At 68.1% G+C, this 17,675-nt stretch carries 21 protein-coding genes and 4 tRNA genes; 15 read left to right on the top strand and 10 right to left on the bottom strand.

The window, feature by feature from the left end; all coding sequences use genetic code 11:
• Window positions 1–126 precede the first annotated feature (126 nt).
• The 7 genes from nusG to WKR98_RS07655 all read right to left on the bottom strand — a co-directional run bounded on the left by nusG (window position 127) and on the right by WKR98_RS07655 (window position 3,045).
• Window positions 127–660 (bottom strand): transcription termination/antitermination protein NusG, encoded by a 534-nt coding sequence (gene nusG / locus WKR98_RS07685; RefSeq protein ID WP_124687571.1) that lies wholly within the window; start codon window positions 658–660, stop codon window positions 127–129.
• Window positions 661–678: 18 nt separating this feature from the next.
• Window positions 679–1,059 (bottom strand): preprotein translocase subunit SecE, encoded by a 381-nt coding sequence (gene secE, locus WKR98_RS07680; protein ID WP_124687570.1) that lies wholly within the window; start codon window positions 1,057–1,059, stop codon window positions 679–681.
• A 123-nt stretch (window positions 1,060–1,182) separates the two neighbouring features.
• Window positions 1,183–1,258 (bottom strand) — tRNA-Trp (locus WKR98_RS07675).
• Between the two features lie 108 nt (window positions 1,259–1,366).
• Window positions 1,367–2,557: an elongation factor Tu gene (tuf, locus tag WKR98_RS07670; protein WP_124687569.1), complete on the bottom strand. Its 1,191-nt coding sequence runs from the start codon at window positions 2,555–2,557 to the stop codon at window positions 1,367–1,369.
• A 52-nt stretch (window positions 2,558–2,609) separates the two neighbouring features.
• Window positions 2,610–2,684: transfer RNA gene (locus WKR98_RS07665), tRNA-Thr, on the bottom strand.
• Between the two features lie 70 nt (window positions 2,685–2,754).
• Window positions 2,755–2,828: transfer RNA gene (locus WKR98_RS07660), tRNA-Gly, on the bottom strand.
• 130 nt (window positions 2,829–2,958) lie between these two features.
• A tRNA-Tyr gene (locus WKR98_RS07655) sits at window positions 2,959–3,045 on the bottom strand.
• A gap of 168 nt (window positions 3,046–3,213) precedes the next feature.
• Between WKR98_RS07655 and WKR98_RS07650 the strand changes: the two genes are divergently transcribed.
• Genes WKR98_RS07650 through WKR98_RS07625 form a run of 6 tightly spaced genes read left to right on the top strand, consistent with a single transcriptional unit; the run spans window position 3,214 to window position 8,727 of the window.
• Complete coding sequence (locus WKR98_RS07650; RefSeq protein ID WP_341432546.1) at window positions 3,214–4,179, top strand: Bug family tripartite tricarboxylate transporter substrate binding protein; 966 nt, start codon at window positions 3,214–3,216, stop codon at window positions 4,177–4,179.
• Between the two features lie 13 nt (window positions 4,180–4,192).
• Window positions 4,193–4,969: an enoyl-CoA hydratase/isomerase family protein gene (locus tag WKR98_RS07645; RefSeq protein ID WP_341432545.1), complete on the top strand. Its 777-nt coding sequence runs from the start codon at window positions 4,193–4,195 to the stop codon at window positions 4,967–4,969.
• A 16-nt stretch (window positions 4,970–4,985) separates the two neighbouring features.
• Window positions 4,986–6,116, top strand: coding sequence for a thiolase C-terminal domain-containing protein (locus tag WKR98_RS07640; protein WP_124687566.1), 1,131 nt, complete (start codon window positions 4,986–4,988; stop codon window positions 6,114–6,116).
• A complete protein-coding gene (locus WKR98_RS07635; protein WP_124687565.1) occupies window positions 6,113–6,529 on the top strand; it encodes a Zn-ribbon domain-containing OB-fold protein in 417 nt (138 codons plus the stop codon). Before WKR98_RS07640 ends, WKR98_RS07635 begins: the two co-directional genes overlap by 4 nt.
• A complete protein-coding gene (locus WKR98_RS07630; protein ID WP_238160270.1) occupies window positions 6,519–7,730 on the top strand; it encodes a CaiB/BaiF CoA transferase family protein in 1,212 nt (403 codons plus the stop codon). Before WKR98_RS07635 ends, WKR98_RS07630 begins: the two co-directional genes overlap by 11 nt.
• 22 nt (window positions 7,731–7,752) lie before the next feature.
• Window positions 7,753–8,727 carry an NAD(P)H-quinone oxidoreductase gene (locus tag WKR98_RS07625; protein WP_124687564.1) on the top strand — a complete coding sequence of 325 codons (975 nt, stop codon included), beginning with the start codon at window positions 7,753–7,755 and terminating at the stop codon, window positions 8,725–8,727.
• Between the two features lie 7 nt (window positions 8,728–8,734).
• On the opposite strand, the gene WKR98_RS07620 is transcribed toward WKR98_RS07625, so the two are convergent.
• Both WKR98_RS07620 and WKR98_RS07615 read right to left on the bottom strand, forming a co-directional pair.
• Complete coding sequence (locus tag WKR98_RS07620; protein ID WP_124687563.1) at window positions 8,735–9,523, bottom strand: GntR family transcriptional regulator; 789 nt, start codon at window positions 9,521–9,523, stop codon at window positions 8,735–8,737.
• 21 nt (window positions 9,524–9,544) lie between these two features.
• Window positions 9,545–10,036, bottom strand: a complete 492-nt coding sequence (locus WKR98_RS07615) for an Lrp/AsnC family transcriptional regulator (RefSeq protein WP_124687562.1) — start codon at window positions 10,034–10,036, stop codon at window positions 9,545–9,547.
• Between the two features lie 153 nt (window positions 10,037–10,189).
• On the opposite strand from WKR98_RS07615, the gene hppD reads away from it, so the two are divergent.
• Complete coding sequence (hppD, locus tag WKR98_RS07610; protein WP_341432544.1) at window positions 10,190–11,293, top strand: 4-hydroxyphenylpyruvate dioxygenase; 1,104 nt, start codon at window positions 10,190–10,192, stop codon at window positions 11,291–11,293.
• A 182-nt stretch (window positions 11,294–11,475) separates the two neighbouring features.
• On the opposite strand, the gene WKR98_RS07605 is transcribed toward hppD, so the two are convergent.
• Window positions 11,476–11,913, bottom strand: coding sequence for a hypothetical protein (locus WKR98_RS07605; RefSeq protein ID WP_192901790.1), 438 nt, complete (start codon window positions 11,911–11,913; stop codon window positions 11,476–11,478).
• Between the two features lie 145 nt (window positions 11,914–12,058).
• Here WKR98_RS07605 and gspG point away from each other — a divergent pair, with 145 nt between their 5' ends.
• The 8 genes from gspG to gspN are packed head-to-tail and all read left to right on the top strand — an operon-like array spanning window position 12,059 to window position 17,668.
• On the top strand, window positions 12,059–12,502 hold the full coding sequence (gene gspG / locus WKR98_RS07600; protein ID WP_341432543.1) for a type II secretion system major pseudopilin GspG: 444 nt from the start codon (window positions 12,059–12,061) through the stop codon (window positions 12,500–12,502).
• The gene (locus WKR98_RS07595) at window positions 12,474–12,986 is read left to right on the top strand and encodes a prepilin-type N-terminal cleavage/methylation domain-containing protein (protein ID WP_124687560.1); all 513 of its coding nucleotides are present in this window, start codon (window positions 12,474–12,476) and stop codon (window positions 12,984–12,986) included. The genes gspG and WKR98_RS07595 overlap by 29 nt, the downstream gene beginning before the upstream one ends.
• On the top strand, window positions 12,973–13,344 hold the full coding sequence (gene gspI, locus WKR98_RS07590) for a type II secretion system minor pseudopilin GspI (RefSeq protein ID WP_124687559.1): 372 nt from the start codon (window positions 12,973–12,975) through the stop codon (window positions 13,342–13,344). Before WKR98_RS07595 ends, gspI begins: the two co-directional genes overlap by 14 nt.
• Window positions 13,341–13,955, top strand: coding sequence for a PulJ/GspJ family protein (locus tag WKR98_RS07585; RefSeq protein ID WP_341432542.1), 615 nt, complete (start codon window positions 13,341–13,343; stop codon window positions 13,953–13,955). The genes gspI and WKR98_RS07585 overlap by 4 nt, the downstream gene beginning before the upstream one ends.
• 41 nt (window positions 13,956–13,996) lie before the next feature.
• A complete protein-coding gene (gspK, locus tag WKR98_RS07580) occupies window positions 13,997–14,962 on the top strand; it encodes a type II secretion system minor pseudopilin GspK (protein WP_341432541.1) in 966 nt (321 codons plus the stop codon).
• Window positions 14,959–16,347, top strand: coding sequence for a type II secretion system protein GspL (gspL, locus tag WKR98_RS07575; protein ID WP_341432540.1), 1,389 nt, complete (start codon window positions 14,959–14,961; stop codon window positions 16,345–16,347). Before gspK ends, gspL begins: the two co-directional genes overlap by 4 nt.
• Entirely contained in the window at window positions 16,344–16,925 is a 582-nt protein-coding gene (gspM, locus tag WKR98_RS07570; protein ID WP_124687555.1) for a type II secretion system protein GspM, read from the top strand. The genes gspL and gspM overlap by 4 nt, the downstream gene beginning before the upstream one ends.
• A complete protein-coding gene (gene gspN / locus WKR98_RS07565) occupies window positions 16,925–17,668 on the top strand; it encodes a type II secretion system protein N (RefSeq protein WP_341432539.1) in 744 nt (247 codons plus the stop codon). The genes gspM and gspN overlap by 1 nt, the downstream gene beginning before the upstream one ends.
• Window positions 17,669–17,675: the final 7 nt, after the last annotated feature.

Genomic DNA, 17,675 nt, shown 5'->3' with positions numbered 1-17,675 from the left:
CCTTGCGGGTACGTACGCAGGCCGATCAGGCCTGCTCCCCGGGGTTGACGGTCGGGTTGGTTCGCGGCGCGGACGCCGCGAGCCGGATGGCGCTGACCGTAGCGCCCCATCCGGCCGTATGTTTGGTCAGGACTTCTCGACCTGACTGAAATCGAGTTCCACCGGGGTCGATCGGCCGAAAATCGTGACCGACACGCGCAGCTTGCTCTTTTCGTAGTTCACGTCTTCCACGTTGCCGTTGAAGTCGGTGAACGGGCCTTCCTTGATGCGGACCATTTCGCCCACTTCGAAGAGGATCTTGGGACGCGGCTTCTCCACGCCCTCTTCCATCTGCGACAGGATGTCGTCGACCTCGCGCTGGGGGATGGGCGTGGGGCGGTTGCCCGATCCACCCACGAACCCCGTCACCTTGTTGGTGTTCTTCACCAGGTGCCAGGTCTCGTCGGTCAGGTCCATCTCGACCAGCACGTAGCCGGGAAAGAAGCGGCGCTCGGTGATGGACTTCTGGCCACCCTTGACCTCGATGACCTCTTCCGTGGGCACCAGGATGCGACCGAAGGAGGTCTGCAGCGCGGCCCGCTCGATGCGTTCCGTCAGCGCCTTCTGGACGCTTTTTTCCATGCCGGAATAGACATGGACAACGTACCAACGTTTGCTCATCGTCTTGTTTCCGCCGTGTTATTTCCAACCAAGAATGAGGTCGTACAACACCCATTCAATGGTTTTGTCTGTAACCCACAGGAACAGCGCCATGACCACCACGAAAGCGAACACCGCGACGGTGGTCTGGATGGTTTCCTTGCGGGAAGGCCACACGACCTTGCGCGTTTCCTGGGCCGAATCCTGGCCGAATGCGACCAGGCGCCTCCCGGGCTCGCTGAACCAGCCGATCACCAGGGCAAGGACCACACCGGCCACGATGACGCCCACCCGGGCGATCGTGGGGCTGTCCGCCAAGGCGTAGAACCCCACCAGCCCAGCGACGAACGCCGCGATGGCCAGGCCCAGCTTGATGCGGTCGGCAGTGCTAGTTACGGTTTCTACGTTTGGATTCGACATCTTTTCGTCCGGGCAGCGCCAGACATTGCTGGCGGCGACGGTGCTTGCAAAACACCCGGGGCAGAAGCCGCGCCGGGCTTTTTGTCGGAAGCCGCGGCTAGACCCCGCGGGCTCCGGGAGAGGTGGCAGGGGAAGAGGGAATCGAACCCACAACCTTCGGTTTTGGAGACCGACGCTCTGCCAATTGAGCTATTCCCCTATGGATGAAGCCCCCCCGGATTCTTTAGGGAGGGCCTTCAAACTTTTACTACCAACTACCACTACTTCGGCACCACGACTTATCCCGCGCAAGCGCGGGATAAGTGTCTTACTTGATGACTTTGGCGACCACGCCGGCGCCGACGGTACGACCGCCTTCACGGATGGCGAAGCGCAGGCCTTCTTCCATGGCGATGGGAGCCAGCAGCTTGACCGTGATCGACACGTTGTCGCCCGGCAGCACCATTTCCTTGTCCTTGGGCAGCTCGATCGTGCCCGTCACGTCCGTCGTGCGGAAGTAGAACTGGGGACGATAGCCGTTGAAGAACGGCGTGTGACGGCCGCCTTCTTCCTTCGACAGCACGTACACCTCGGCCGAGAACTCCGTGTGCGGCGTGATCGAACCGGGCTTGGCCAGAACCTGGCCCCGCTCGACGTCTTCACGCTTGGTGCCGCGCAGCAGAATACCGACGTTGTCGCCCGCCTGGCCCTGATCCAGCAGCTTGCGGAACATTTCCACGCCCGTGCACGTCGTCTTGACCGTGTCCTTGATACCGACGATTTCGATTTCCTCGCCGACCTTGACGATGCCCCGCTCGATACGACCCGTCACCACCGTGCCGCGACCCGAGATCGAGAACACGTCTTCCACCGGCATCAGGAACGCGCCATCGACCGCCCGCTCGGGCGTCGGAATGTACGAGTCCAGCGCTGCCGCCAGTTGCAGAATGGCCGGCTCGCCCAGTTCGCCCTTGTCGCCTTCCAGCGCCAGACGGGCCGAACCCTTCACGATCGGCGTATCGTCGCCCGGGAAGTCGTACTTCGAGAGCAGCTCGCGAACTTCCATTTCCACCAGTTCCAGCAGCTCGGCGTCGTCAACCAGGTCCGCCTTGTTCAGGAACACGATGATGTACGGCACGCCAACCTGGCGCGACAGCAGGATGTGCTCGCGCGTCTGCGGCATCGGGCCGTCAGCGGCCGACACCACCAGGATCGCGCCGTCCATCTGCGCCGCACCCGTGATCATGTTCTTCACGTAGTCCGCGTGGCCCGGGCAATCAACGTGCGCGTAGTGCCGCGTCTGCGTCTCGTATTCCACGTGCGCCGTGTTGATCGTGATACCACGCGCCTTCTCTTCCGGCGCCGCGTCGATCTGGTCGTACGCCTTCGCCTCGCCGCCGAACTGCTTCGACAGCACCGTCGTGATCGCCGCCGTCAGCGTCGTCTTGCCGTGGTCAACGTGACCGATCGTGCCCACGTTCACGTGCGGCTTGGTACGCTCAAACTTGCCTTTTGCCATGGCTGACTCCCGCCTCTGGATGCCTGCTATAACGGATGGAACCGCAAAAATCTGGTGCCCATGACGCGGATCGAACGCGTGACCTCTCCCTTACCAAGGGAGTGCTCTACCACTGAGCCACATGGGCGAATTCTGTACTGCAACCACCGGGCCATCCGGCAACCCACCGGAAACCCGGTCGCCTGCGACGACCTCGTTGGAGCGGGTGAAGGGAATCGAACCCTCGTCGTAAGCTTGGAAGGCTTCTGCTCTACCATTGAGCTACACCCGCCTACCTGGTACTGCTACTAGCGCGGACCCCACCGCCGCCAAACCTTCCGGCCAAAATTTTGACCAGCCGCTTGAGTTACAGCACGCTTCAAGCCACTGGCCACGAACTTCCATCGGAAAGCAAAGCCGTTTGGTGGAGGGGATTGGATTCGAACCAATGTAGGCGCAAGGCCAACAGATTTACAGTCTGCCCCCTTTAACCACTCGGGCACCCCTCCGCCGGGGAACGAAAGATTATGAAGGAGCCAAAAAGGAAAGTCAACTTAGCGCGCCTTGCGCACTTCAGTCCGCCGATCGGATACGGGTTTTCACCAGGATCCTATCTGTTTTAAAAGCCTAAAAGTCCATATATAGTCTTTTAGAACTTTTAAAACGAGGAGACTACCGTGAGGATACGCCATGGCTTGTTCGCGGGCATTGCCGCCATCTTCGCGTGTGCCGGCGCCACGGCACACGCTGCTGATTTCCCCCAGCGCCAGATCCGCATCGTGGTGCCCTTCCCGCCCGGCAGCGGCACAGACGGCTCGGCCCGCGTGCTGGCGCAGGAGATCACCAAGAGCACCGGGCAGACCGTGGTCGTGGAAAACAAGGCGGGCGCCAACGGCTTCATCGCCACCGAGGAAGTCATGCGCGCCCCGGCCGACGGCTACACCCTGCTGCTGACCAGTAATACCCACGTTGCCAACAAATTCCTGTTCAAGCGCACGCCCTACGACCCCATCCAGGACTTCAAGGGCATTACCTTGCTCAAGGAGGGCCCGCTGGTGCTGCTGGTACGGGCCGATTCCCCGATCCGCAATGCCGCCGACCTGGCCCGGACGGCGCGCGCGGCCAAGACGCCGCTGGCCTTCGGCAGCGGCAACTCCTCCTCGCGGGTGGCCGCCGAACTCTATAAGCAGCTCGAGCACGTCGACATGCTGTACGTGCCCTACAAGGGCAACCCGCTGGCCATCGGCGACCTGATCGGCGGACGGATCGACCTGATCTTCGCCGACTCGACCTCGGCCACCCCCCTGATCCGCGGCGGCAAGGTGCGGGCGATCGCCACCACCGGGCGGGCCCGCACGCCCAACCTGCAGGACGTGCCCACCTTGATAGAAAGCGGGATGGCCGATTTCAACCTGGGCTCGTGGCTGGTCGTGCTGGCGCCGCGCGACACCCCCGACGCCGTGGTCGACCGCCTTAACCAGCTCTTCCGCGATGCGCTGCAGACCGAGACCGTCAAGCGCAACTTCCTGGAATCGGACGCCGTGCCGATGGGCACCAGCCGCCAGGAACTGGCCGACTTCATGGCTTCGGAGAACCGCCGCTGGGGTTCCATCATCCAGAAAGCCGGCATTCAACCCGAGTAACCCCGGAGCATCCATGTCCATCGACACCCAGAAGACCGACCGCGGGGTCGGCATCATCACCATCAATCGCCCCGAGAAGCTCAACGCCATGGACGCGGAGCACTATCGCGGCCTGTCCGACGCCTGGGCGCAAATGCGCGACGACACCGCCGTGCGCGCCATCGTCATCACCGGCGCCGGAGAAAAATCCTTCAGCACGGGCGCGGACCTCAAGACCTTCATCGGCAATCCGCCGCAGTTGTCGGAGTTCTGGCTGACCCAGCAGGGCATGCTGCTCAATCGCGGGCTGGAGATGTGGAAGCCGGTGATCGCCGCGGTCAACGGCTATTGCCTGGGCGGCGGGATGACCTTGCTGCTGGCGACCGACATCCGCCTGGCCGTGCCGCATGCGACCTTCGGCCTGTCCGAGGTCAAGCGCGGCGTGATCGCCGCCAACGGCGGCACGCAGCGCGTGATCGAACAGCTGCCCCGCGCCATCGCGATGGAGTTCCTGCTGACCGGCGACGCCTTCGACGCCGCCACCGCCGAACGCTGGGGCCTGGTCAACCGCCAGGTCGAGCCCGCGCAATTGATGCCGGAAGCCATGAAGATCGCCGAGTGCATCGCCGCCAACGCGCCGCTGGCCGTGCAGGCCGCCAAGGAGCTGGCGCTGCGCGCCGGCAGCATGGACCTGAACGTGGGACTGCGCATGGAGCAGTTGTACAACCGCATGCTCTCGGCCACCGAGGACGCCGCCGAAGGCCGCCTGGCCTTCAAGGAAAAGCGTCCGGCCCGGTTCAACGCACGCTGACGCCACAGGAAGCCCCATGAGAGGAAAGTACGTCATCGCCGGGATCGGGCACACCCGTTACGGCAAGCTGCCCGGCCGCTCGACCGTCAGCCTGAACGTCGAGGCCTGCCGCAACGCGCTGGCCGACGCCAACGTCGGCAAGGATGTCATCGACGCCCTGTTCGTCAAGGTGCCGACCTCGGCGCGCGAGTTCATGTACGGCCAGAAACTGGCCGAGGCCATGGGCCTGCGCCCGAAGCTGGGCGGCGCCTGGGACCAGGGCGGCGCGGCCAACGTCGCACTGATCTCGCAGGCCGCCATGGCGATCGAGGCGGGCCAGTGCGAAGCCGCCCTGGTCTGCTACGCGGACAACCCGCGCACCGGCAATCGCGCCGTCTACGCCCGGCCGCGCGGCGACGACGCCGTCTATGGATGGTTCTCCACCGCCGCCGGCTACGCGATGATCCAGCGCCGGCACATGATCGAACACGGCACCCGCCCCGAGGACCTTGGCGCCATCGCCAAGGCCTGCCGGCGCCACGGCGCGGCCAATCCCGACGCGCAATTGCGCGCGGCCATTTCGCTGGACGACTACATGGCCTCGCCCATGCAGATCGATCCGCTGCGCCGCGACGATTGCTGCCTGGTTTCCGACGGCGGCGCGGCGGTGGTCGTGATGAGCGCGGCGCGCGCCCGCGCGCTGGGCGTGCCCAACGCCGTCCCCATCCTGGGCTTCGGCCAGGGCCAGACCTCGTGGGAAGTGGCGCAGCGGCCCACGCTGACCTCGACCGAAGCGGTCGTCTCCGGCCGCACCGCCTTCGCCATGGCGGGGCTCGCGCCCAAGGATATCGATGTCGCGCAGATCTACGACTGCTTCACCATCACCGCGCTGATGACGCTCGAGGACTACGGTTTCTGCAGGAAGGGCGAGGGCGGCCGGTTCGTGGCCGACGGCCGCATCGAGATCGGCGGCGATCTGCCGCTCAACACCAGCGGCGGCCTGCTGTCCGAGACAGGCATGCCCGGCATGCAGCTGGTCATCGAGGGCGTGCGGCAGATTCGCGGACAGGCCACGCTGCAGGTGCCCGGCGCCGACACCTGCCTCGTCAGCAACCAGGGCGGCACCATGCATACCCACAGCACGCTCATTCTAGGCAGCCAGCCATGACCGAATTCCCCCTGCCCGACATCACCGAGACCAATCGCCCGTTCTGGGATGGCCTGAAGGCCGGCACGCTGCTGTTCCAGCAATGCGGGCAAGGCCACCGCTGGCTGCCGGCGCGCGACCACTGCCCGCACTGCCTGGGCGACGACGTGCGCTTCGTGCCCGCGGCCGGCGGCGCCCGCCTCGTCAGCTGGGTGATCTATCGCAGCGCCCACCATCCCGCCTTCGAATCGCGCGTGCCCTACAACGTGGCGATCGTGGAGCTGGACGAAGGGCCGCGCATGATCTCCAACGTCCTCTGCGACGAATCGGCCCTGCGCGCCGACATGCCGCTGCGTTTGCGGATCGAGGCCCAGGACGACTACGCGGTGGCGCGCTTCGAACCCGCGGGGCGGGAGGACCGGCATGAACAATGATGGCGGCATGCCCCAGCCCCTGGCCGGCATCACGGTGCTGGACCTGACCCAGATCTACAACGGCCCCTACGCCACCTTCCTGATGGCGCGGGCCGGCGCGGACATCGTCAAGATCGAGCCGCCCGGCGGCGAGCACCTGCGCAAGCGCGAAACGCTGCCCGACGACGTGGTGACGGTGCCGTTCGCCATGTTCAACGCCAACAAGCGTTCGCTTTGCCTGGACCTGAAGACCGAGGCCGGCCGCGCGGTACTGCGGCGCCTGGCCGCCCGCGCCGACGTGCTGGTCGAGAACTTCACGCCCAGCGCCATGGAGCGGCTGGGCCTGGGCGCCGATTCGCTGATGGCGGCCAATCCCCGGCTCATCTACGCATCGAGTTCCGGCTACGGCAGCAGCGGCCCCTACCGCGACTACCCCGCGATGGACCTCGCGGTACAGGCCATGTCGGGCGTCCTGAGCAGCACCGGCCAGCCGGACGGCGACCCGGTCAAGGCCGGCCCGGCCGTCTGCGACTTCATGGCCGGCATTCACCTGTACGGCGCCATCGTCACGGCCTTGCTGCGGCGCGAACGCACCGGCGCGGGCGGGCGCGTGGAGGTATCGATGATGGAGGCGGTCTATCCGTCGCTGGCCTCCAACCTGGGCGGCCTGCGCCGCGGCAGCCGCAAGCCGCAGCGCACCGGCAACCGGCACGGCGGCATGGGCCTCGCGCCCTACAACGTCTATCCGTCGGCCGACGGCCACGTCGCCATCATCACCACCAACGAGAAGCACTGGCGCGCGCTGGTGGCCGCGCTGGACCTGGACGAACTGGCCGCCGATCCCCGCTACGCCACTCGCGACCTGCGCGCGCGCCATATGGACGAACTGGACGAGGCGCTGGGCGCCGTTACCCGGCGCCTGGACAATGCCGAGCTGCTGTCCCGGCTGCGCGCGCGGACCGTGCCCTGCGCGCCGGTACAGGAGCTGCTGGACGTGGTGGACGACCCGCACCTGCACGCGCGCGGCGCCCTGCGCCACATCGACCATCCCGTCTACGGCCGCATTCTCGTACCCGAGACGCCGCTGCGGTTCCTCGACCAGGCACCACCGCCCTACCAGCCCAGTCCCGCACTGGGCTCGCAGGCGCGCGAGATCCTGGCCGACCTGCTGCAATGCGGGGACGACGAACTTGATAGACTGCAAGCCGAGCTGTCCCTCTGATCCCCCCTACGAGAATCCCATCATGCAGCAAGACGCGATCATCATTTCGCGGGCCGGAGGGCCCGAGGTCCTGGTTCCCGCCCGGTGCGACATCCCCCAGCCGGCCGCCGACGAGGTGGTGGTCAAGGTTGCATGGGCCGGCGTCAACCGCCACGACTGCGGCCAACGCTCGCGCGGCCCCAACGACCACGAGTCCGACATTCCCGGCCTGGAGGTATCCGGCACGGTGCACGCCGTGGGATCGCTGGTGCGCGGGCTCGAGGTCGGCATGCAGGTGTGCGCGCTGGTCAACGGCGGCGGCTATGCCGAATACGTCGCCACCCACTGGCAGCAGGTGCTGCCGGTCCCCGCCGGCCTGACGCTGCAGCAGGCCGCCTGCCTGCCCGAAGCGGCCTTCACCACCTGGTACAACTTCTTTTCGCTGGCGGCGCTGCAAGTGGGCGAATCGGTGCTCATCCACGGCGCGACCAGCGGCGTGGGCGTGTTCGCCGTCCAGTTGCTGTCGGCGCTGGGCCATCCGGTCTACGCCACCAGCGGCAGCGCCGAAAAATGCGCCCTGGCGCTGAGCCTGGGCGCCCGCCGCGCCTTCAACTACAAGACCGAACCCTTCGCCCAACTGTTGCAGGAAGCCGGCACGCCGGTGGACGTGATCCTCGACATGTCGGGCGGACGGCACATGGAGCAGAACCTGGCCGCGCTGGCCTATGGCGGCCGCATCCTGCACCTGTCCTCGGGTACCGCGCCGGTGTCCTTGTCGCTGCGCGCGGTCATGCAGAAGGAAGCGCGCGTGACCGGCGCCATGATGCGTCCCCTGCCGGCCGCCAGGAAGGCGCTGGTGGCGCAGGCGTTGAAGAAGGTCGTCTGGCCGCTGGTGGGCGATCGCATCCAGACCCGGGTGCACCAGACCTACCCGTTGGCCCAGGCCAGCCAGGCCCACCGCGACATGGAACAGGGCGACCACAGCGGCAAGCTGCTGCTGCAGGTAGGCGCCGCCTGAACCGCGGCTAGCCGGGCGCCAGCACCGCGGCCGGCCGGTGGGCGACCAGCACGTCCTTGGGAATGACGATGTCCATCAGGAACACGTCGCCCGGGTAGTAGGAAATACCGGCCGTCAGCACCCGCGAATCCGTGGTCATCAGCTTGCGGACCAGCTTGGCCACCGGAGCGCCGTAGGGACAGTCGAGCTTCCTGGCCAGCACCATGTCGGCCGTCTCGATGCTGATGGTCTGGTAGGAATGATCGATGTCTTCCTCGGCGTGCTGCAGGGCAAGCTGCAGCAGCAGCTCGGAGGCCGCGGCCCCGCCGGGGAAGCGCTCGTACAAGTGGCGGGCCACGAACATGTTGTAGACACCGATGGGCTTGCCTTCCCGCACGTGCGTCTTGATCACTTCCACATAGGAATCGTAGAAGTTGCCGCTGGCGACCAGCTCCGGCGGCAGGACGGCATCGTGCACCACCTCGTGCACGACGATGGAAAAGCCGCCGGCGCGCGGCGACAGGCCCGCGATGGGCGTGCGCAAATGCCCGGGCGCGGCGCCCGGAACCTCGCACACGAACGTGCCGCGCCCGCGGTTCGAGACCAGCACGTTTTCCTGGACCAGCACATTCACCGCCTGGCGGACGGTGATCCGCGCGACCTGGTATTGCTCGGCCAGCACCTCGTAACGGGGAAGCTGGTAGCCGACCGGCCACTCGCCAGCGGTGATCTTGGTGCGCAGGGCATCCGCCAACTGCACATATAGCGAAATCCGGCTCTTGGGGTCGAGCTTGAACTGGTTGCCCTCGGTACTCATGCTTTCATCCTATCGTACTTTTCAGCGCGGATTCGCCGGACCGATGGCTTGCGGCACGTCCTTGATCTTCTTGAGCGCAAAGCTGGAGCGCATATCCACGACCGCGGGATGTTTCATCAGGGTATCCATGGAAAAACGCGAGAAATGCGCCAGATCGACGACCTGCACGCGCAGCAGGTAATCCATGTCACCCGTCATCGCGTAGCAGGCCACGACCTCGGGCCAGCCCAGGACGTCGCGGGCGAATTGCTCGATGGGCGCGTGGCCGCCGTCCATGTGCTTCTGAAGCCGCACGCTGATGTAAGCCAGCAGGCCCAGGCCCACTTTCTCGGCATCGACGATGGCGACGTACTGGCGGATCACGCCGCTGGCCTCCAGGCGCCGGACGCGCCTCAGGCAAGGGCTGGGCGACAGCGCCACGCGTTCGGCCAGCTCCTGGTTGGTCAGCCGGCCGTCACGCTGCAATTCCTCCAGGATTCGCCGATCCGTGCGGTCCAATTCGACTTCAGGCATGATTAACCAATCATAAAACGCTTTAAGCAATTTTATTTCAAAACCAACCGCTCCATGAGCAATCTTTGGAATCATTCGCCTCGCGATCGTTCCTACAATTCCGTCTGAGATTCCTTTCGATCAGAGGCGCGCGGCGCCACAGCGGAGACAGCCATGACCACCCCCTTCCAGCCCTGGGACAACCCCATGGGCACCGCCGGATTCGAATTCGTCGAATACGCCGCCCCCGACCCCGTGGCCCTGGGCAAGGTGTTCGAGGGCCTGGGCTTCAAGGCCATCGCCCGCCACCGCCACAAGAACGTGCTGCTCTACCGCCAGGGCGGCATCAATTTCATCGTCAACGCCGAGCCCGATTCGTTCGCGCAGCGATTCGCCCGCCAGCACGGCCCCTCGATCTGTGCGATCGCCTTCCGCGTGAACGACGCGGCGGCGGCCTACAAGCGCGCGCTGGAGCTGGGCGCCTGGGGCTTCGACGGGCACAGCGGCCCCATGGAGCTGAACATCCCGGCCATCAAGGGCATCGGCGATTCGCTGATCTATTTCGTGGACAGGTGGCGCGGCAAGAACGGCCGCGACGGCGGAATCGGCGACATCGACATCTATGACGTCGACTTCGAGCCGCTGGAGCCGGCCCGGGCCAGCCAGGACGCCAGCCACCGCGGCGCCGGCCTGACCCTGATCGACCACCTGACGCACAACGTGCACCGGGGCCGCATGAGCGAATGGGCCGACTTCTACGAACGGCTGTTCAATTTCCGCGAGATCCGCTACTTCGACATCGAAGGCAAGGTCACCGGAGTCAAGTCCAGGGCCATGACCTCGCCCTGCGGACGCATCCGCATTCCCATCAACGAAGAAGGCAACGACGAGAAGGGCCAGATCCAGGAATACCTGGACCTCTATCACGGCGAGGGCATCCAGCACATCGCGCTGGGCACGGACGACATCTACGCCACCGTCGAGGCGCTGCGCGCCTCGGGCGTGGCCTTCCTGGACACCCCCGATACGTACTACGAACTGCTGGACAAGCGCCTGCCGGGCCACGGCGAGGACGTCGCGCGGCTGGCGAAGAACCGCATCCTGCTGGACGGCGCCCCCGGCGGCGGCCTGCTGCTGCAGATCTTCACGCAGACCGTGATCGGCCCGATCTTCTTCGAGATCATCCAGCGCAAGGGCGACGAAGGCTTCGGCGAAGGCAACTTCAAGGCCCTGTTCGAATCGATCGAGCTGGATCAGATGCGGCGCGGGGTGTTGTAACCCCCCCTACGCGCTGACGCGCGCCCCCCAGGGGGCGATGCGGGTGGACCGGCGGAGCCGGATCCACCGCATCCTGGGTCTAGTGCCGCTGTCTTGGGGCGTAGCATCGTTGCTCGCTGGCTGCCAACTGTGCGGCATGCCGAGAGGCGGGGCGGAAACTTGCGTTTTGCCCTCGGGCCGTCTCACGGCCGGGCGGAGCCTACCGTCCGGATGCCGTCCACGGGGGGGAGCTTGGTGGCCTGGACTTCGACGCGCTGGCCGCCCTGGTCCAGCACCACGCCACCGCCCAGGACCTCAGCCAGGGTCACGCCTTCGGCCAGTTGGGTGCCGACCGCATAGGCGCGGGCGGGGCGGCCATCTATGGCAAGGACCGCGGAGCCGCGAGGCCCGGCGGCGATAAGGCCCGCCACCACCACCTGGATCTTCGCCCCGGCCCCCGTGCCGAACCAGCCGGCCACCGGGCCGGTGTCGGTCTGCAGGGCGCCATCGATCACCGCGGTGGGTGGAGCGGGCGGGGGGGACGGCGCGAGCAGGATGGCTCCCCACACGCCTATGCCCGCCGCGAGCGCGAGCAGCGCGACGAAGGTGCTCAATCGGGGGAGGCTGGGGATTACCCGCATCACTGACTCCGGCAGGGGCCGCCTTGGCGCGGCCGGTCAAAACGGTCCATTTTGCGGGATGAATGTGACAGGGATACCCGCATCATGAATTGTCATCTAAAGCAGCGATAATAGGTGCCGCAAATTACGACACGGAGTTTACGCTGTGACACGGTCACGCTCTATCCGCGCCCGGCGCCAGGCCGGCTTTACCCTGATCGAGATCATGGTCGTCGTGGTCATCCTGGGCATTCTGGCGGCACTGGTCGTGCCCCGGGTGCTTGATCGGCCCGACCAGGCCCGGGCCGTTGCCGCCCGGCAGGACATTTCCGGCATCATGCAGGCGCTGAAGCTATACCGCCTGGACAATGGCCGCTACCCCACGATCGAGCAAGGCCTGCGCGCCCTGGTCGAGCGGCCCGCGACCGGACAGGTGCCTCCCAACTGGAAGCAGTACCTGGACCGCCTCCCCGCCGACCCCTGGGGCAATCCGTACCAATACCTGAACCCGGGCGTACACGGCGCCGACGTCGACGTGTTTTCGCTGGGTGCCGACGGCCAGCCCGGCGGCGAAAGCGCCAATGCCGACGTCGGTTCCTGGGACCTCTGATCCCCGGCGCGCCCGGGGGTTCACGCTGATCGAACTGATGGTCGTGGTCGTGATCGTCGGCATCGCCGCAGCGGCCGTGACCATCCGGGCCTTCCCCGACCGCCGCAAGCTGCTCAGGGACGATGCCGTGCGCCTGGCCCAGCTGTTCTCGGTGGCCCAGGGCGAAGTCCGGGCCGACGGCCGCCGCATCACCTGGCAGGCGGACGAACAGGGCTATCGCTTCGTCCGCCGCGCGCGCGCGCTGACCCCAGGCGCGGTCATGGCCGCCGGTACCTCCTCCACCACGCTGGACACCTTCGGCCGCGACGAACTGCTGCGCCCGCGGCGCTGGGCCGACGGCCCGGTCACCGTGCAGGTGGAGCCGCCCGGTCCGCCCGTGTTCACGTCGGAATGGATCCCCGGTCCGCTCATCGTCCGGCTGCGCAACGCCGATGCGATCGTGACCATCCTGCGCGACGAGGCGGGACGCTATGCGGTCCAATGACGCCGGCTTCACCCTGGTCGAAGTGCTGGTCGCCCTTGCCATCGTGGGTGTGGCGCTGGCGGCTTCGGTGCGGGCGGTCGGCCTGATCGCGCAGAACAATGCCGCGCTGCGCGCCAAGTCGCTGGCGCTGGTCGAGGCCGAGAACCAGTTGGCCGAACTGCGCCTGGCCCGGCTCATGCCAAGCCCCGGCCGCCAGTTGGTCGCCTGCCCCCAGGGCGGCCAGGCCATGCAGTGCGAACAGGTCTTCACCAATTCCGACAACACCAACATCCGTCAGGTGATGATCCGCGTCCATCCCGAGGGCGATCCCGGCCACGTGCTGGCGCAGGTCAACGGTTTCCTGAGCGCCCTGCCATGACCCGACGCGCGCAGGCCGGCTTCACGCTTATCGAGGTGCTGGTCGCCATCTCCCTGATGGCGGTGGTGGCCATCATCTCGTGGCGCGGACTGGAAAACGTCAGTGCCCTGCAGCGCCGGCTGGCGGGCGACGCCGACGAGGTCGAGAACGTCACGCGCATGCTGGGCCAGATGGAACGCGACCTGGCCATGCGCGCCCCGGACGCGCTGCTGGACACCGGCACCGCCACGGCCACCGGCGCGCGCCTGCCGCAAAGCCTGCGCATCACGATCAAGGAAACGCCCGACGCCTCCGCCACGCTGGAGATCATCCGCGCCGACGCCGCCGATCCGGCCGGCTGGCAGCGCGTCGTCTGGTTCCTGGACGGCACGGTGCTGCGCCGCGCGGCCGGCGCCTCGGCCCGCCTTTATCCCCTGCCCGCGGCGGGCGGCGGCGCGGCCATCCTGGGGGGCGTGACGCGCTTCGCCCTACGCGCCTGGGTGCCCGGCCAGGGTTGGATCAGCACCCCGTTCCCCGCCACCGGCACCCCGTTCACCGGCCTGGAGCTGTCGGCCGAACGCCGGACCGGCGAACGCGTGGAACGCTATCGCCGCGTGGTGGTGCTCGAATGAAGCGGTGCCCGTATCCTCGCGCCCCGCGCCGGCAGCGCGGCATGGCGGTGATCAGCGCCCTGCTGATCGTGGCCGCCGTGGCCGTGCTCGTGACCGGCCTGTTCCAGCGCCAGGCGGCGTCGGTGCGGGCGGTCGAGAACGAACAGGCCCGCATCCAGGCCCGCTGGCTGCTGCAGGGCGGCCTGGACTGGGCGCGGCTGGTCCTGCGCGAGGACGCCCGCCGCAACAGCACGACGCGCCTGGGCGAGCTGTGGGCCACGCCCGTGGCCGATACCCGCATCACCCGGCCCGGGGACGACAGGGTGGCCCTGTTCTCCGGCCGCATCGAGGACGAGCAGGGCAAGTACAACCTGCGCAACCTGGCCAAGGCCGGCGTGCCGCAGCCCCTCGAGATCGCGGCCATGGACCGGCTGTGCGCGATGCTGGGCCTGCCTGGCGGCCTGGCACCGAGAATCGCCATCCGGATCGCCAGCGCCCAGGCCGTGCCCGGCGGCTCGGGGGAAACCGGTACGGGAACGAGCGCCGGCACCGGCACCGGGACCGGCACGGGAACCGGCCAGAACGGCGAGGCCACGCAAAGCCGCGGGCCCTCGGCCCCGATGATACGGACGGTGGACGACCTGGAAGGCATCACCGACGTGGACGAGAAGACCATCGAGGCCCTGCGCCCCTACGTCACGGTATTGCCCGAAACCACCGCGGTCAACGCCAACACGGCGCCCGCCGAGGTACTGTCGGCGGTGGTGCCGGGACTGTCCCTGGCGCAGGCGCGCGCGCTGACCGAACAGCGCAACGCCGGCACCTGGTTCAACGACCGCGCCGATTTCGGCAACCGCCTGGCCAATCCTGACATTACTATCAGCGACTCGCAGATCGTCACCGCCAGCAAGTGGTTCATGGTTTCCGGTACCGTGACGCTGGAGCGCGCTGCCGTCACAATGCAGGCGCTCGTCTCGCGGGCCAATGCCAATTCACCCACCGTGGTCTGGAAGAGGGAGACCAATTGAAGACAACGTTGCGGCTAGAGCTGCCCGCCCTATCCATGCTGCATGCCGACTCGCGGGTGGCGTTCGCGCTGCTGGACCGGCAGCATGCCGTCCAGCGGACGGGCGAACTGCCGCTGGCCGAGCTGGCCGCGGCCGTGCCGCCCAGCCGCGTCGAGGCCATCCTGCACCCGTCCGACAGCGTCCTGACCACCGTCACCGTGCCGCCGCTGCCCACGCACCGGCTGCAGGCGGCCGTCGCGGGGGCGGTCGAGCCCATGTTGCTGGGCGACATCGAAAGCCTGGCCGTCGCCCACGGCGCCCGTGCCGGCGACGGCTCCGTCTCCGTGGCATGGGCGGCCCGCGAACCGGTGGCGCGCGCCCTGCGGCTGCTGGCCGACAGCGGCCTGCCCGCCGACGCCCTGGTGCCGGCCCCGCTGGCGCTGCCGCTGACCGACGCGGGATGGACCGTGCTGGTGCGCGACGACCACGTGGTGGTGCGCACCGGCCCCCAGACCGGCCAGGTCTGGGCCATCGACCCCTTCGCCACGACCGATGCCGATCCGGCGGTGGCGGCGCTGCTGCCCGCGCTCGAACAGGATGCGCCCGGCGCCGTCGGCTGGATCGACCCGCAGCCGGCGGGCTGGCCCGAGCTGTCGGGTACCGAGCGGCGCGTACTGCCCGCCGCGGCGCGCTGGCAGGGCATGCATCCGGGCTGGTCGCTGGCCCTGGGCGACCTGCAACCCCATCGGTCCGGCCGTTCGCCGTGGCGCCAGCCGGCCGCCTGGGCGGCGGGCGCGGCCGCCGTCTGGCTGGTGGGCCTGAACATCCACGCCTGGCAACTGGGCCGCGAGGAAGTCGCGCTGCGCCAGCGCATGACCACCCAGGTCAAGACGGCATTCCCGGACATTCCCGTCGTACTGGATCCGCTGCGCCAGGCCGAACAGCGGCGCGACGCGCTGCGGGCGGCGGGCGGCGAATTCGGTTCGTCCGACTTCCTGCCGCTGGCGCTGGCGACCACGCAGTTGCTGCCGGCCGCCACGAACAACGTCGTCGCGCTGCGCTACACCCTGGGCGAACTGAAGCTGGAACTGGTGGATGACGGCATAGGCATGGTCGCCAAGGCCGGCGCCGCGCCGGCACCGGCGCCGCAGCAACAGGCGACGCACGGCCTGCGGCGCTTCACTTCGCGCCGGGAACAGGCTCCCGCGCCCGCCCCCGCGCCGGCGGTCAACCGGATGGAAATCGATCCGGCCATCATGCAGCGCGCCGAGGGCCTGAGCCTGCACGTCACCCACGACGACGGGGTCTGGACCATCCGCTCCGCCGCCAGCGCGGGTCAGGACGGGGGCTCGCGCCCGGCGTCCCAAGGCGGCGTGCGCATTCAACAGGACAACCCGCGACGATGAATCTCCCCGCTTTCAAGCTTTCCATGCCGCCGGCGCTCACCCGGCTGGGCGACGACGCCGGGCGGCGCTGGGCCCGGCTCGCGCCACGCGAGCGCCGCCTGCTGGGCATCGCCGGCGCGGTGGCCGGCATTGCCCTGGTATTCCTGCTGTTCGTCGAACCCGCCTGGACCCGCGCCAGCCGCCTGGAAACGCAATTGCCGCTGCTGCGCACGCAGGCGGCCCGCGTCGACGCGCTGACGGCCGAGGCGCGCAGCCTGCAACGCGTGACCAGCGGCCGGATGACGGCCGACGAAACCCGCCAGGCCCTGGCGCAAAGCCTGGAGCGCGCCGGCATCGCCGCCGAGGTCGCCCCCGCCGACGCCCCCGCGGGCACCACCGGCGAGGCCTGGCAGGTCAGCGTCGATCAGGTGCAGGCCGCCGGCCTGATGCAGTGGCTGGCCTCGGTGCCCGGCCGCACGCGCCTGCAACTGGCGCAAGCCGATCTCGAACGCCCCACGGACGACAACGGCCGCCTGCTGACGGGCAAGGCCTCGGGCGTCCTGGTCTTCACGCCGGCCGCGACCGGACAGGGCCGCTGATGCGTACCTGGCTCAAGTTCCTCCTGTGCGCCCTGGTGGCCCTGGCCGCCGCCCTGGCGGTACTGCCGGCCCGTTGGCTGATCGCGATCCTGCCGGGTCAGTGGCCGGTGGCCGTGGTCGATGCCTCCGGCACCCTCTGGCGGGGCAACGCGCTGCTCGCCCTTGGCTTCCCCGAAGCGCGCAGTACCCTGCCCACGCCCATCGAATGGCAAACCAAGTGGGACGGCGGCCCGCTGGTCGAAATCCGCCATCCCTGGCTGGACGGCCCGCTGGGCCTGCGCTTGCAGACCAACGGCTTCCTGCTGTCGGGCCGGACCCTGAAGCTGCCCGCCTCGACGCTGGCGCAACTGGGCGCGCCCTTCAACACCCTGCGCCCCGCCGGCGACCTGCGGCTCAAGTGGCCGTCCCTGCGGCTCAACGGCGGCATTCCGCCCGGCGAGCTCCTGGACGCCGAATGGAGCGACGCCAGCACCGCGCTGTCGCTGCTGCGGCCCATCGGCCACTACCGCGCGCGCCTGACCGGCGAAGCCGGCGGCGCCGTCGCGCTCGCGCTGTCCACGCTGTCCGGCCCCCTGACCATGGAAGGGACCGGCCGCTGGACCGCGCGCACCGGCTTCAGTTTCAAAGGGGTCGCCCGCCCCGCCCCCAATGCCTCGCCCGAGACCCGCGCCGCGCTGCAAAGCACGCTATCGGCGCTGGGTCGCCGCTCGGGCGACGACTCCATCCTGCAAATCGGCCGCTAACATCATG

The organism is Pigmentiphaga sp. YJ18, from assembly GCF_038066655.1.
GTDB lineage: Bacteria > Pseudomonadota > Gammaproteobacteria > Burkholderiales > Burkholderiaceae_B > Pigmentiphaga.
Note: the sequence above shows the minus strand (reverse complement) of the source record. Positions and strands in the feature narration are given on the sequence as shown.